Origin of the sequence: Actinomadura sp. NPDC000600 (assembly GCF_040492135.1) — a bacterium.
Taxonomy (GTDB): Bacteria; Actinomycetota; Actinomycetes; order Streptosporangiales; family Streptosporangiaceae; genus Spirillospora.
Window position 1 is genome coordinate 107,416 of record NZ_JBEUPD010000022.1, and the last position, 13,858, is coordinate 121,273.

Genomic DNA, 13,858 nt, shown 5'->3' on the forward strand with positions numbered 1-13,858 from the left:
ACGGACCGCCGCCCGCGCGGCCCGCGATCAGGTCTGTTCCGTCAGGTCCGTCAGGACGGTCTCCGCCGCGAAGTGGCAGGCGCTGGGATGGGCGGAGCCCTCCCGCTGCTCCAGCGCGGGCACCTCCTCCGCGCAGATGTCCTGAGCCTTCCAGCAGCGGGTGCGGAACCGGCAGCCGGACGGCGGGTCCAGCGGCGACGGCGGCTCCCCTTCCAGCCGGATCTGCTCGGCCCAGCCGGGCGCGTCCGGGTCGGGCACCGGGACGGCCGACAGCAGCGCCTGCGTGTACGGGTGGGTGGGGTGCTCGTAGATCTGGGCCTCGTCGCCCGTCTCGACCACCTTGCCCAGGTACATGACGGCGATCCGGTCGGAGATGTGGCGGACGGCCGCCAGGTCGTGCGCGATGAACACGTACGCCAGGCCGAGTTCGCGCTGCAGCTCGGCGAGCAGGTTCATCACCTGCGCCTGGACGGACACGTCCAGCGCCGAGACGGGCTCGTCGCACACGATGACGTCGGGGCGCAGCGCCAGCGCGCGGGCGATGCCGACGCGCTGGCGCTGCCCGCCGGAGAACTGGTGCGGGTAGCGGCTGACGTGGGCGGGGTCGAGGCCGACGAGCTCCAGCAGCTCCTGGACGCGCCGGCGCCGCTCGCCCTTCGGCGCGACCTCGGGGTGGACGGCGAACGGCTCGCCCACGATGTCGCCGACCGTCATCCGCGGGTTGAGCGACGAGTAGGGGTCCTGCATCACCATCTGGACGCGGCGGCGCAGCGCCCGCAGCTCCGGCTTGGGCATCGCGAAGATGTCGCGGCCGTCGAAGCGGACCGTCCCGGCGGTGGGGCGCTCGGCCGCGAGCAGGAGCTTGGCCAGCGTCGACTTCCCGCACCCGGACTCGCCGACGATCCCGAGGGTCTCGCCGCGGCGCAGCTCCAGATCCACCCCGTCCACGGCCTTGACCTGCCCGACGGCGCGCTTGACCACGACGCCCCGGGTCACGGGGTAGTGTTTGACGAGGCCCTCCACCTCCAGGATCGGGCCCTCACTCGGCTCCGGCACGATGCACCTCCTCGGCGAAGTGGCAGGCGGCCTCGTGCCCCGGGGCGACGGTGACGAGCGGCGGCCGCTCCGCCGCGCACAGCGCCTCGGCGCGCGGGCAGCGCGGCTGGAAGGGGCAGCCCGGCGGAAGCGCGGCCGGGTTCGGCGGCGACCCCTTGATCGGGACGAGCGGGCCGCCGCGCCGGTCGAGCCGCGGCACCGAGGCGAGCAGGCCCCGGGTGTAGGGGTGGGCGGGCCGCGCGTACAGCTCCCGGGCGGGCGCCTGCTCGGCGACCGACCCCGCGTACATCACGACGATCCGGTCGGCGACGCCGGCCACCACGCCGAGGTCGTGCGTGATCAGCACCATGCCCATGCGCAGCTCGTCCTGCAGCCCGGCCAGCAGCCGCATGATCTGCGCCTGCACGGTCACGTCGAGCGCGGTGGTCGGCTCGTCGGCTATCAGCACGTCCGGCTCCAGCGCCAGCGCCATCGCGATCATGATGCGCTGGCGCATGCCGCCGGAGAACTGGTGCGGGTAGTCGCCGAGCCGGCTCCGGGCGGAGGGGATCCGCACCCGCTCCATCAGCTCGACGGCCTTCGCGGTGGCCTCCTTGCGGCCGAGGCCCCGGTGCACCCGGAACATCTCGCGGAGCTGGTCGCCGACCGTGAAGACCGGGTTCAGCGCGGTCAGCGCGTCCTGGAAGATCATCGAGATGCGGTCGCCGCGGTACGCGCGGCGCCGCCGCTCGGGCAGGCCGAGCAGCTCCTCGCCGCGCAACCGGACCGACCCGCGCTCGACGCGCGCGGGCGGGACGTCCAGGATGCCCATCACGGCCTGCGCCGCGACGCTCTTCCCGGAGCCCGACTCGCCCAGGATCGCGAGCGTCTCGCCCTCGGCGAGGGTGTAGGACAGCCCGTTCACCGCGTGCACGTCCTGGTCCCGCACACGGAACCGCACGTGCAGGTCCTCGACGCGCAGGAGCGGCGCCTCCGGTTCCGGGGCGGGGACCGGGTCGTCCTTCAGGTCCGTGGTCATGTCTCGGCTCACCGCAGCTTCGGGTCGAGGGCGTCGCGGACGGCGTCGCCGAGCAGCAGGAAGCTCAGCACCGTGGCCGACAGGAACACCGCGGGGAAGATCAGCAGATGCGGATGGTCGACGAAGGCGTCCTTCGCCTGGTTGAGCTGGAGGCCCCAGGAGACCTCCGGGTACTGGAGGCCGACGCCGAGGAAGTCCAGCGTCGCCTCGCCCACGATCACGTGGCCGACGTTGAGGGTGGCCACCACGATCACCGGGGCGATCGCGTTCGGCAGGATGTGCCGGACCATGATCCGCCGGTCGGACGCGCCGAGCAGCCGCGCCGCCTGCACGTAGTCGGCGTCGCGGACGGAGATGACCTGCCCCCGCATGATGCGGATCATCGTCGTCCAGCCGAGCAGGACCAGCACCAGCGTCATCGCCCACACCCCGTGCGAGGGGAAGGCGACCAGGATCACGGTGGCGCCGAGCACGAACGGCAGCCCGAAGAAGATGTCGGTCAGCCGGGCGATCAGCGCGTCGACCAGGCCGCCGTAGTATCCGGCGAGCAGCCCGAACAGCAGGGCGATCAGCAGCGCGAACACGGTGACGGCGACGCCGATCAGCAGCGTCGGGCGGGCGCCGTGCACGACGTGCGCGTAGTAGTCGCAGCCCGCGAGGTCGGTGCCGAACCAGTGGTCGCCGGACGGCCCGAGCTTGGCGTCGTTCGGGTCGCAGCCCTCGTTGACCGCGGTGGCGGTGAACAGCCGCGGCACCGCGGCCATGAGCGTCACGAGCGCGAGGACCGCCACCGAGCCCCAGAAGATCCAGCGGCGCCGCAGCTCGTGCCACGCGTCGTCCCACAGCGACGCCCGGCCGATCTCCCCGCCGGCGACGGCGACCGCGGCGGCGCTCGTCCCCGGGGCGCCGGCGCCGGCCGGCGCCTCCGGCTCGGCGCCCGGCGGCCCGGCGTCCGGCTGCTTGATGGTCATGCGCTCCTCACTCGTACCTGATCCGCGGGTCGAGCACCCCGTACAGCAGGTCCACGACCAGGTTGACCAGCAGGAAGATCAGCACCAGCAGGGTGACCGCGCCGACCACGACGGGCCCCTCCTTCAGCTGGATCGACTCGAAGACCTGCCCCCCGATGCCCGGCAGGTTGAAGATGCCCTCGGTCACGACCGCGCCGGCCATCATGTTCCCGAAGTCGACGCCGAGATAGGTCACCACCGGGATCAGCGAGTTGCGCAGGGCGTGCCGGCCGACCACCCGCGCCCGCGAGAGCCCCTTGGCGTTCGCGGTGCGCACGTAGTCGGCCCGCAGGTTCTCCGACAGGCTCGTGCGGGTCAGCCGCGCCACGTACGACAGGCCGAGCGAGCCGAGCACCATCCCGGGCAGCAGGTAGCTCATCGGCCAGCCGTCGTCCGTCCCGGCCGTGGGGAAGATCTGCCAGTGCAGCCCGAACAGGAGCTGCGCCGCGTAGCCGAGCACGAACACCGGCACCGCGATGACCAGCGTGGTCCCGCTGAGGACGAGGGTGTCGGCGAGCTTGCCGCGGCGCAGGCCCGCCCAGACGCCGAGCAGGATCCCGAGGACCAGCTCGAAGATCCAGGCGGTGACGGCGAGCTGCGCCGTCACCGCCCAGCGCCCGCTGAGCATCTCCGAGACGCTCTCGCCGGTGTAGTTCTCGCCGAGGTCGCCCTGGAGGAGGCCCCACATGTACTTGGCGTACTGCACCAGCAGGGGGTCGTTCAGGTTGTAGCGGTCGCGGAGGGTCGCCAGGACGTTCTCCGGGACCGGCTTGTCCCCGGCGAGGGCCTGGATCGGATCGCCCGGCAGTGCGAACACCATCGCGTAGATGAGCAGCGTGGTGCCGATGAAGACGGGGACCGCCTGCAGGAGCCGCCGGAGGACGTAGCGCCACATCGCCGGCTACTTCACCGTCACTTCGGTGGCGATCAGGCCCGTGGAGAACGGGGTGATCGTGACGTTGTCGACCCTCTTGGAACGGCCGCCCTCGCCCGCCCACGTCCACAGCGGGATCATCGGCATCTCGCGGATGGCGATGTCCTCTGCCTGGTTGTAGAGCGCGAACGCCTGCTGCTGGTCCGGCGTCTTGTTGGCCTTGGAGATGAGGTCGTCGAACTCCGTGTTCTTCCAGCCCATGCGGTTGCCCGCCGAGCCCCACATGTTCTCCAGGTAGTTCTGCGGGCTCGGGTAGTCGGCCTCCCAGTTCTGCCGGTACGGACCCTTCTCCTTGCGGTCGCTCAGCAGGGAGAAGTAGTCGGAGGCGGGGACCTGCCGGAACTGGATGTCCTTGATGCCGAGGTTGTCGCGCAGCGAGTTGGCGACGATCCGCATCCACTGGGCGTAGGTCGGCTGCGCGTTGGAGAAGTACAACTCCAGCGTCCCGGAGAATCCGCCGGCCTTGTCGAACAACTGCTTGGCCTTGGCGGGGTCGTAGGTGCACAGCTCACCGCAGGCGTTCGCGCGGTGGCCCGGGATGATGGACGGGACCAGCGAGTCGGCGGGGAAGTAGCCGCCGTTGAAGACGGCCTTGTTGATGCCCTGCCGGTCGATGGCCATCGAGATGGCCTTGCGCAGGTCAGGATTGGCGAACCGCTTGTCGAACACGGGAATGCCGAGGTAGTCGGTCGTGCTCATCTTCCGGGTGAGGAACCGGTCGCCCAGGAGCCGCTTGGCCTCGGGGACCTTGGCGGACGGAATGGTCTGGAGCACGTCGATCCGGCCCGCCCGCAGGTCGGTGTAGGCGGTGTCCGCGCTGGAGTAGCTCTTCCAGGTCACGCCCTTGTTCTTCGGCTTGCGCGCCCCGGTGTAACCGGGGAAGGCGACGAGCTTGATGGGCCCGTTGCGCTTCCAGTTCCCGTCCATCATGTACGGGCCGTTGCCGATCGGGTGGTCGTCGAAGGCCTTGGTGTCCTTGAGCCCGGCCTTCGGCATCGGCGCGTACGCCGGGTAGGTCAGCAGCAGCGGGAACTGGCTGAACGGGTCGTTCAGCGTGACCTTGAGCGTGTTCTGGTCGACGACCTCGACCCCGGAGAGCTTGTCGGCCTTGGGCTTGGCGTTCTCGTCCTCGGGGTTCATGTCCTCGTACCCCTTGATGTACGAGAAGTAGTCGTTGGCGCCCATCGCGTTCGGCCCGTACGCGGCGTTGTTCCACGCGTCGGCGAAGCTCTGGGCCGTCACCGGCTCCCCGTTGTGGAACTTCTGCCCCGGCCTGACCTTGATCGTCCAGACCTTCTGGTCGTCCGAGGTGACCGACTCGGCCGCCAGCGGGACGGCCTTGCCGTCCTTGGTCAGGTCCATCAGGTTGTCGAACATCTCGGTGATCACGTCGAAGGCGTAGCTGCCGGTCGTGTTGGCGGGCAGCAGGTGGTCCGGCTCGGAATGGCCCACGGTGAACGTTCCGTCGCCGGCCTCGGCGTCGTCGCTCCCGCCGCAGGCCGAAAGGCCGAGTGAGGCGGCCAGCGCCACCGCGGCGAGGCCCGCGACATTCAGGCGGAGACCTCTTCCGGCACCCCTCAGGATGGTCATGCTCCTCCTCGGCCGTCTTTCTTCCGGCGGGCGCTTGGCCGCCCGCCGCACCTGGATTGTTCGCAGCGTCGTACTCACTTTGACGGTTTGGGTACGGCGCTGACGGATCCGAAACCGGATCGAGACGTTCTTGATCATTAGTTGACACTGGTCAGCGACGGACCAAAATGAAGCTTCGTTGCAAAAGGGGACAATGGGGGTGTGGTGCACTTCGATCAGGCGGGCGCGACGGCGGGCGGCACGGTGGACGGCACGGTGGACGGGACCGGCGCCGATCCGGCGGGCGCCGAGGCGGCGGCGATCTGCGCGGACCTGATCAGGTTCGCCACCGTGAACCGGGGCGAGGGGGTGGCCGAGCCGGAGCGCCCCGCCGCCGAGCACGTCGCCGCCCTGCTGGACGAGGTGGGCGTCGAGGCGACGATCGTCGAGTCGGCGCCGGGCCGCGCGAGCACGCTCGCCCGGATCCCCGGCACCGACCCGTCCCATCCGGGGTTCCTGATCCACGGGCACCTGGACGTGGTCCCCGCCGATCCGGCGGACTGGAGCGTTCCGCCGTTCTCCGGCGAGGTGCGGGACGGGTGCGTTTGGGGGCGCGGCGCCGTCGACATGAAGGGCAGCCTCGCGATGACGCTCGCGACCGTGCGGGCGCGGCTGCGGGAGGGGCGGCGCACGCGCGGCGACCTGGTCCTGGCCTTCCTGGCCGACGAGGAGTGCACCGGCGAGTACGGGTCCCGGTACGTGGCGCGCGAGCACCGCGGGTTCTTCGAGGGCTGCACGGAGGCGATCAGCGAGTCCGGCGGGTTCAGCGTGGACGCCGGCGGGACGCGGATCTACCCCGTCGCGACCGGCGAGCGCGGCACGACCTGGATGAGGCTGACGGCGCGCGGCACGGCCGGGCACGGCTCGAAGCCGGCCCCCGACAACGCGGTGGCCGAGATCGCGCACGCGGTGTCCCGGCTGGCCTCCCACGAGTGGCCGGTCCGCCTGACGCCGGGTGTCCGGGCGCTGCTGGACGGGCTGGCGGACGCCCTCGGCACCCCCATCGACCACGACCGCCTCGACGAGGAGGCGGACCGGCTCGGCCGCGCCGGGCACCTGTTCGCCGGGACGATCCGCAACTCGGCCAACCCGACCCGGCTCGACGCCGGCTACAAGGTCAACGTCGTCCCCGGGGTGGCGACCGCGCAGGTCGACGGCCGGTACCTGCCCGGCACGGGCGAGGAGTTCCTCGCCACGATCGACCGGCTGCTCGGCCCGAAGGTGACCCGCGAGTTCATCAACCACGAGGAGGCCCCGGCCGCCGACCCGGCGGGCCCGACGTTCGCCGCGCTCGCGGACGCGCTGCGCGCCGAGGACCCGCTCGCGCGCCCCGTCCCGTACGTGATGGCCGGGGGGACCGACGCGAAGTCGTTCCACCGCATCGGGATCACGAGCTTCGGCTTCGCGCCGCTGCTGCTCGGCCCGGAGCTCGACTACTTCGGGATGTTCCACGGCGTGGACGAGCGGGTCCCGCTGGACGGCCTCGCCTTCGGGACCCGCGTGCTGGACCGGTTCCTCGACACCCGGTAGGACCGGCGGGGTCCCGGTGCGTCGCGCCGCCCGATCCCCCGCCGGTCCTTCCCCGGTCACTGCGACTTCTGATAGCTCCGCAACGAGTGGACGGCGAGCCCGACCGCGGCCGCCGTCAGGACGAGCAGCCACCCGCCGTGCGTCCCGACGGTCCCCCAGTCGGGATCGTCGGCGAGCGCGCCGCGCGCCGCGTCCAGCGCCCAGCTCACCGGGTTGCCGGCCGCTACGTGCCGCATCCAGCCCGGCATCAGCCCCTTCGCCATGAACGCCGACGACAGGAACGTCAGCGGCAGCAGCAGCATCACGTTCAGGCCGATGATGGTGTTGCGGTCGCGCACGAGCAGGGCGAGGGTGTTGGACAGCGCGGCGAGGACGACGCCGATCAGCACCGACGCGGCGACCAGCACCGCCAGGCCCGTGAGGCCGCCCGGGTAGTGCGCGCCCGCGACCCCTCCCAGCGCGATGATCACGATGGACTGGAACGCCGTGCTGAGGGCCTGCTCGACGACGCCGGCGTTCGCGATCGCGCCGCGCCGCACCGGCGTGACGAGGAACCGGTTGAGGGTCCCGCGCTCGATCTCGTCCATGGTCGCCATCCCGGCGAAGGAGTTCAGCGACACCGCGTTCATGACCACCACGCCGGGCACGATGTAGTCCAGGTAGGACTGCGTGCCGAAGCCGGGCAGCTCGACCACCCTCCTGAACAGCTGGCCGAACAGGAACAGCCAGATCATCGGCTGCACCAGCGTCATGACGACGACGGCCGGGTTGCGCACCAGCGCGGTCAGCCGCCGGTGGGTCATCCACCAGGTCCCGGTCACGAGGGCGGTCATCGGGCACCTCCGGCGGCGGCGGTCTCGGCCTGGCCGGCTCCGTCGGCGTGCGCGAACCTGCGGCCGGCGTAGCGCAGGTACACGTCGTCCAGCGAGGGCCGCGCGACGGTCGCCGCCGCGGCCGGGACGCCCGCCTGGTCGAGCGCGGCGAGGACGGCGGGGACCGCCGCCGCGCCGTCGTCGGCGCGGGCGCTGAGGCGCGGCCCGTCCACGACGACCTCGCGCACGCCGGGGAGGCGGTCCAGCGCCTCCCGCACCCGCGGCTCGGGCGGCGCCTCCCGCCACTCCACGTGGACGGCGTCGCCGCGCAGCTCGCCCTTGAGCGCGTCGGGGGTGCCCTCGACCACGACGCGGCCCCGGTCGACGATCGCCAGCCGCCGCGCGAGCCGGTCGGCCTCCTCCAGGTAGTGGGTGGTCAGCAGGATCGCGAGCGCGTCGTCGCCCGCCAGCCGCGCGATCTCCGCCCACATCGACGCGCGCGCCTCCGGGTCGAGGCCGGTGGTGGGCTCGTCCAGGAACAGCACCTGCGGCCGGTGGACGAGGCCGAGCGCGACGTCGAGCCGCCGCCGCATCCCGCCGGAGTAGGTCTTCGCCGGCCTGCCCGCCGCGTCCTCCAGCCCGAACCTGGCGAGCAGCTCGGCCGCGCGCCGCCGCGCCTGCGCCCCGCCCATCCCGTAGAGGCGGCCTTGCAGGACGAGGTTGTCGCGGCCGCTGGCCTCGGGGTCGGCGCCCGACCGCTGCGACACCACGCCGATGACGCGCCGGACCCGGTCGGGCCGCCGCAGCACGTCGTGCCCGGCCACGGCCGCGGCGCCCGCGTCCGGCCGGACCAGCGTGGTGAGGATCTTGACGGTGGTGGACTTGCCCGCCCCGTTGGGGCCGAGCAGCCCGAGGATCTCGCCCCGCCCGACCGTGACCGACAGGCCGTCCAGGGCCCGGACGTCGCCGGGGTAGTTCTTCACGAGGCCCTCGGCCTCGATGGCATGCGCCATGTTCTCCTCCGTGGAAGGAAACGTGCCGCACGAAGGGCCCCGGATAGGCTGGTGTCGCGTCACGCCGCCAGGGCCCGCTCCGCGCGGGTTCTCGGTGGTGGGTCCCGGCCCGGCGGCGGTGTTGCAGCACCGCCGCCGGGCCTCTCGCTCGCTAGTCCTCCGGGGCTCCCCTCTCCGCCAGCTCGGCGAGCTCGGGCGGCATCTCGCCCGTCTCGTGGAAGGCCCGCCACAGGTCGAGGTCCGGCAGCGTGCCGTCCTCGATCTCGGCGAGGAAGCCGCGCACCCACTCGGCCTCGGCGCGCCGCATCGCGAGGTCGTACTCGGCCTCGATCAGGAAGAGGCGGGGGACCTCCTTCGCGGCCTCCAGGACGGCCCGGTCCTCGGCGATCTCCCGTTCCATCGCGTCGAGGCGGCGGCGCAGCAGGGCCGCCGCCTCGTCCGGCCCGAGCGCGCCGAGGACGGACAGCCCCGCCTCGAAGCGCGGCCGCTCCCGCTCGGGCACCCCGATGAGTTCCCGGACCCAGTCGGCCAGCTCGTCCCGTCCCGCGTCGGTGATGCGGTAGACGGTGCGCTCGGGCCGAGACCCGTGCCGGGAGCTGCCCTCGACGGCCAGGAACCCGTGCTTCTCCAGGTTGCCGACGACGGTGTAGAGCGACCCCCACTTGATGTCCATGTCGCGGTCCTTGCCGCGGGCGCGCATCAGCGAGGCCATCTCGTAGGGGTGCATCGGCTTGGCGGAGACGGTCGACAGCACGGCGAGCCCCAGAAGGTTGCCCACCTTGCGCCGCTTGGCCATCTCGCCCTCCTCGTAGACGAATACTCGTCGCCGAGTATGGCACCCGGAACCGGGCCCGTCCACCCCCGATGCACTCGGATCCGGTGCGGGTAGAGATCGGACGTGGACTTCTCCAGTGCGGCCGACGAGTTGTACGGCGTCCCGCCCGCCGACTTCGTGGAGGCCCGCACCCGCCTGGCCCGGGAGGCGAAGGCGGAAGGCGACGCCGCGCTCGCGAAGCGGATAGGGGCGCTGCGCCGCCCCACCCTCTCGGCGTGGGCGGTGAACCTCCTGGCGCGCTCGGCCACCGGCGACCTCGCCGACCTGCTGGACGTCGGCGAGGAGATGCGGGCGGCCTGGGGCTCCGGCCGCGGCCTCGGGGATCTGGAGCGCCGCCGGGCCGGCCTCGTCGGGTCGCTGGTGCGTACGGCGGGCGAGCTCGCTGCGGACGCGGGCAGCGCGCTGCGGGAGCAGGCGGTCCGCGAGGTGGAGGACACCCTCCAGGCCGCCACGGTGGACGCCGACATCGCCGAGGAGGTCAGGGAGGGGCGGCTGTCGCAGCCCCGCAGCCACTCCGGCTTCGTCCCGGCCGGTTTCGCGACGCCCCCGGACCAGGAAGAGCGCGCGAAGCCGAAGCCGAAGGAGAAGCCCGCCAAGGCGAAGCCGTCGCCGGAGAGGAAGCCGGAGAAGAAGAAGGAGGGGGAACCGGCGAAGTCGAACGTGGCGCGCACGAGCGCGGTCCGCGCCAAGCGCGCGGAGACGCTGCGCAAGCGCGCCGAGCAGGCCGAGGACAAGCTGGCCGACCGGGAGGAGCAGGCGGAGGCGGCCAGGAGCGAGGCGCAGGAGGCCTCCGCCAAGGTCGGGCACCTCCGGCGCGAACTGGAACGGGCGATCGCCGAGCGGGACGCCGCCTCCCGCAGGGCGGAGCGCGCCGAGCAGAACCGCGCCCGTGCGGAGGAGGCCGCCCGAGAGGCCCGCCGGGCCGCGACCGAGGCCCGCCGCGCCGCCGCCCGCGACCCGCACCCCGGGTAGTCCCGGCCCGGTGCGGGGCTGGGATAAACGGGATGGCGGGGATGAAGTAGGTTCGTTCCGAACGTGATTCGACAATCAAGGGGGCGCGCGGTGACGGCACCGGTCGTGGAGCAGCCGACTGACTGGACCGAGCCGGGCGCCCACCCGGTCGCGCCGGGCGTGCACCGGATCCCCCTGGCGCTGCCGATCCCGTCGCTGCACGCGGTCAACGTGTACGTCATCGAGGACGGCGAAGGCCTCGTGGTCGTGGACTCGGGCTGGGCCATGCCCGACACGCGGACCTCGCTCGAAGGCGCGCTCGCCGCCCTCGGCCACCGGCTGGACGACGTGGCGCAGTTCCTCGTCACCCACGCCCACTGGGACCACTACTCGCAGGCCCTGGCGCTGCGCGAGTCGTTCGGGACGCGGGTGCGGATCGGCCGGGGCGAGCGGCCGTCGATCGAGGCGTTCGACGTCCACCGGGGTCTGCATCCCCGGCAGGTCGAACTGCTGCGGCGGTGCGGCGCGGACCAGCTGGCCGACGAGATCGCGGGCCGGCCGGTGGACCGTTCCGAGCGGGACGTTCCGCACACGATGCCGGACGCGTGGCTGGACGACGGGGAGCGCATCGCCCTGGCGGACCGGGGCCTGGACGTGTTCACCACGCCGGGCCACACGCGCGGCCACATCGTCCTGCGGGACGCGGCCGCCGGGCTGCTGTTCTCGGGGGACCACATCCTGCCGCACATCACCCCGTCGATCGGACTGGAGACCGAGCCGGAGCCCAAGCCGCTGCGCAGCTACCTGGAGTCGCTGCGGCTCGTGCGCGACATGCCGGACACCGTGCTGCTGCCCGCGCACGGCCCCGTGCGGCCGAGCGTGCACACCCGGATCGACGAGCTGCTGGAGCACCACGCCGAGCGGCTCGACGTCGCCGCCGCGCAGGTCCGCGCCGGGCACGGCACCGCCTTCGAGGTCGCGGCCGCGATGCGGTGGACGCGCCGCCGCCGCAGCCTCGACGATCTGGACGCGTTCAGCCGGATGCTGGCCGTCCTGGAGATCGAGGCGCATCTGGACGTCCTCGCCGACCGGGGCGTGCTCGACTCCCACGAGGAGGGCGGCGTCCGCCGCTACGCCGTGCGGCGCTGACGCCCCCGCGCGATCGGCTCCGCGCGATCGGGTCCGGCGCGGGCGATGAGTTCCGGCGCGCCGCCGAGTCTGCATGGGAAACCGTGCAGATCGGAGGACTGAGCATGGCGCTCCCAGACGTCGCCTCCCGCGAAGAGTGGCTGGCGGCCCGCAAGGCACTGCTCGTCAAGGAGAAGGAACTCACCCGCGCCCGCGACGCGCTGAACAGCGCCCGGCGGCGGCTGCCCATGGTGCGGGTCGACAAGGACTACGTCTTCGAGGGGCCGGACGGCAAGGCGTCCCTGCTCGACCTGTTCGAGGGGCGCCGCCAGCTCATCGTGAACCACGCGATGTGGGCCCCGGAGTGGGACCGCGCCTGCCGGAGCTGCTCGTCGGGTCTCGCGGAGATCTCGGTCGGGCTCCTGCGCCACCTGCACGACCGCGGCACGACCTACGCGGCGGTGTCGCGGGCCCCGCAGTCGAAGATCGGGCCGTTCCGGGCGGAGATGGGCTGGGTGTTCCCCTGGTACTCCTCGTTCGGCGGCGACTTCAACTACGACTACCACGTCACCCTCGACGGGTCGGTGGCGCCGGAGGAGTACAACTACCGGCCGGTGCCGCCGGAGGGCGACCGGCCGATGGACCTGCCCGGCGCGAGCTGCTTCCTGCGGGACGGCGACACCGTCTACCACACGTACTCGACGTACGCGCGGGGCGTGGAGCAGGTCGGCGGCTCGTACTACTTCCTCGACGTGACCGCGCTCGGCCGCCAGGAGGAGTGGGAGGAGCCGAAGGGCCGCGGGACGGGCGGCATGCAGGCGGGCGCCAGGCTCCCCTATCCGGACGAGTACGACGACGAGTACTCCCACTGAGAAACGCCGGAACCGGCCTGGTTACGCTGACCTCCTGATCCCCCGCGGAAGGAGCGGCGATGACGGTCGCCCCCGAGTTCACTGCGATCACCTCGGCCGCCGAGCTGCGCGAGCTCCTCGGCGCGCCGATGCGGCGCGCGATCGACAAGGAGCGCGTCACGCTGCACGCCTGGGATCGCGAGTGGCTCGCCCGGTCCCCGTTCTGCCTGATCGCCACCAGCGACGCCGCCGGCGACTGCGACGTCTCGCCCAAGGGCGACCCGCCCGGGTTCGTGCGCGTGCTCGACGACACGACGATCGCCATCCCGGACCGGCCCGGCAACCGCCGGGTGGACGGGTTCATGAACGTGCTGAGCAACCCGCACGTCGGCCTGATCTTCCTGGTGCCGGGCCGCGGCGAGACGCTGCGGATCAACGGCCGGGCCACGCTCGTCCGGGACGCGCCGTTCTTCGACGAGATGGTCGTCAAGGGCCACCGGCCGGCCCTCGCGCTCGTCGTGGAGATCGAGCAGATCTTCTTCCACTGCGCGAAGGCGCTCATGCGCTCCAAGCTGTGGAAGCCCGAGTCCTGGGAGCCGGAGGCGCTGCCGCCGCACGCCCGGATCGTCAAGGACGTCCAGTACACCGAGGAGAGCGTCGAGGAGCTCCGGGAGTACTACCGCGAGGCGAACTACAGCAAGAAGCTCTACCAGGGCTGACACGCCCGGCGGCCGGGCGCGCGGTCCTCGCGGGGCACGGGCTCCGGAGAACGGAACGGCCCCCGCGCCCAGGCGCGGGGGCCGGCGGGTCGGGTCCGCCCGGTCAGCCGCTCTTGCGGCGGAACTGCCGCTGGTGGTCGGCGCGCTCGTGGGTGCCGCGCACCTTCGAGCCGCTCCGGCCGCCGCCGCTGGCGTTCTTGCTCTCCGCGCCGCGCTTGCGCTCCAGGGCCTCCCGGAACCGGCGCTTCACCTCGTCCTCGCCGTCTTCGGGCGCTCCCGCCGAGTCGGTCATGCGGACCTCCAGCTCATGTATGGGCACCCCTAGCGTCACATACCCCGCGATGGCCGCGAGCTCGTGCACGCCGAAAGATC

The 13,858-nt window shown here is 72.6% G+C and carries 14 protein-coding genes; 5 read left to right on the top strand and 9 right to left on the bottom strand.

Annotation, left to right across the window (positions count from 1 at the left end):
- Positions 1–27: 27 nt before the first annotated feature.
- The 5 genes from ABWI07_RS28505 to ABWI07_RS28525 are packed head-to-tail and all read right to left on the bottom strand — an operon-like array spanning position 28 to position 5,608.
- On the bottom strand, positions 28–1,056 hold the full coding sequence (locus ABWI07_RS28505; protein WP_149264708.1) for an ABC transporter ATP-binding protein: 1,029 nt from the start codon (positions 1,054–1,056) through the stop codon (positions 28–30).
- Positions 1,040–2,074 carry an ABC transporter ATP-binding protein gene (locus ABWI07_RS28510; RefSeq protein ID WP_149264707.1) on the bottom strand — a complete coding sequence of 345 codons (1,035 nt, stop codon included), beginning with the start codon at positions 2,072–2,074 and terminating at the stop codon, positions 1,040–1,042. Before ABWI07_RS28510 ends, ABWI07_RS28505 begins: the two co-directional genes overlap by 17 nt.
- A gap of 8 nt (positions 2,075–2,082) precedes the next feature.
- Positions 2,083–3,045 (bottom strand): ABC transporter permease, encoded by a 963-nt coding sequence (locus tag ABWI07_RS28515; protein WP_149264706.1) that lies wholly within the window; start codon positions 3,043–3,045, stop codon positions 2,083–2,085.
- A gap of 7 nt (positions 3,046–3,052) precedes the next feature.
- On the bottom strand, positions 3,053–3,979 hold the full coding sequence (locus tag ABWI07_RS28520; RefSeq protein ID WP_149264705.1) for an ABC transporter permease: 927 nt from the start codon (positions 3,977–3,979) through the stop codon (positions 3,053–3,055).
- A 6-nt stretch (positions 3,980–3,985) separates the two neighbouring features.
- Positions 3,986–5,608, bottom strand: a complete 1,623-nt coding sequence (locus tag ABWI07_RS28525; protein WP_160161228.1) for a peptide ABC transporter substrate-binding protein — start codon at positions 5,606–5,608, stop codon at positions 3,986–3,988.
- A 243-nt stretch (positions 5,609–5,851) separates the two neighbouring features.
- On the opposite strand from ABWI07_RS28525, the gene ABWI07_RS28530 reads away from it, so the two are divergent.
- The gene (locus tag ABWI07_RS28530; protein WP_502912865.1) at positions 5,852–7,177 is read left to right on the top strand and encodes a M20/M25/M40 family metallo-hydrolase; all 1,326 of its coding nucleotides are present in this window, start codon (positions 5,852–5,854) and stop codon (positions 7,175–7,177) included.
- Between the two features lie 56 nt (positions 7,178–7,233).
- Here the strand turns inward: ABWI07_RS28530 and ABWI07_RS28535 are convergent, their stop codons facing one another.
- The 3 genes from ABWI07_RS28535 to ABWI07_RS28545 form a co-directional block, all read right to left on the bottom strand.
- Positions 7,234–8,010, bottom strand: coding sequence for an ABC transporter permease (locus ABWI07_RS28535; protein WP_149264703.1), 777 nt, complete (start codon positions 8,008–8,010; stop codon positions 7,234–7,236).
- Positions 8,007–9,002 carry an ABC transporter ATP-binding protein gene (locus ABWI07_RS28540; RefSeq protein ID WP_149264702.1) on the bottom strand — a complete coding sequence of 332 codons (996 nt, stop codon included), beginning with the start codon at positions 9,000–9,002 and terminating at the stop codon, positions 8,007–8,009. The genes ABWI07_RS28535 and ABWI07_RS28540 overlap by 4 nt, the downstream gene beginning before the upstream one ends.
- A 151-nt stretch (positions 9,003–9,153) precedes the next feature.
- Complete coding sequence (locus ABWI07_RS28545) at positions 9,154–9,798, bottom strand: PadR family transcriptional regulator (RefSeq protein WP_353820329.1); 645 nt, start codon at positions 9,796–9,798, stop codon at positions 9,154–9,156.
- A 102-nt stretch (positions 9,799–9,900) separates the two neighbouring features.
- Here ABWI07_RS28545 and ABWI07_RS28550 point away from each other — a divergent pair, with 102 nt between their 5' ends.
- The 4 genes from ABWI07_RS28550 (at position 9,901) to ABWI07_RS28565 (ending at position 13,486) form a co-directional block, all read left to right on the top strand.
- A complete protein-coding gene (locus ABWI07_RS28550) occupies positions 9,901–10,809 on the top strand; it encodes a hypothetical protein (protein ID WP_353820330.1) in 909 nt (302 codons plus the stop codon).
- Positions 10,810–10,899: 90 nt separating this feature from the next.
- The gene (locus tag ABWI07_RS28555; RefSeq protein WP_353820331.1) at positions 10,900–11,937 is read left to right on the top strand and encodes an MBL fold metallo-hydrolase; all 1,038 of its coding nucleotides are present in this window, start codon (positions 10,900–10,902) and stop codon (positions 11,935–11,937) included.
- A gap of 104 nt (positions 11,938–12,041) precedes the next feature.
- Entirely contained in the window at positions 12,042–12,788 is a 747-nt protein-coding gene (locus ABWI07_RS28560) for a DUF899 domain-containing protein (RefSeq protein WP_353820332.1), read from the top strand.
- Between the two features lie 59 nt (positions 12,789–12,847).
- Complete coding sequence (locus ABWI07_RS28565; RefSeq protein WP_353820333.1) at positions 12,848–13,486, top strand: pyridoxamine 5'-phosphate oxidase family protein; 639 nt, start codon at positions 12,848–12,850, stop codon at positions 13,484–13,486.
- A gap of 103 nt (positions 13,487–13,589) precedes the next feature.
- Here the strand turns inward: ABWI07_RS28565 and ABWI07_RS28570 are convergent, their stop codons facing one another.
- Positions 13,590–13,778, bottom strand: coding sequence for a DUF5302 domain-containing protein (locus ABWI07_RS28570; protein WP_353820335.1), 189 nt, complete (start codon positions 13,776–13,778; stop codon positions 13,590–13,592).
- Positions 13,779–13,858: the final 80 nt, after the last annotated feature.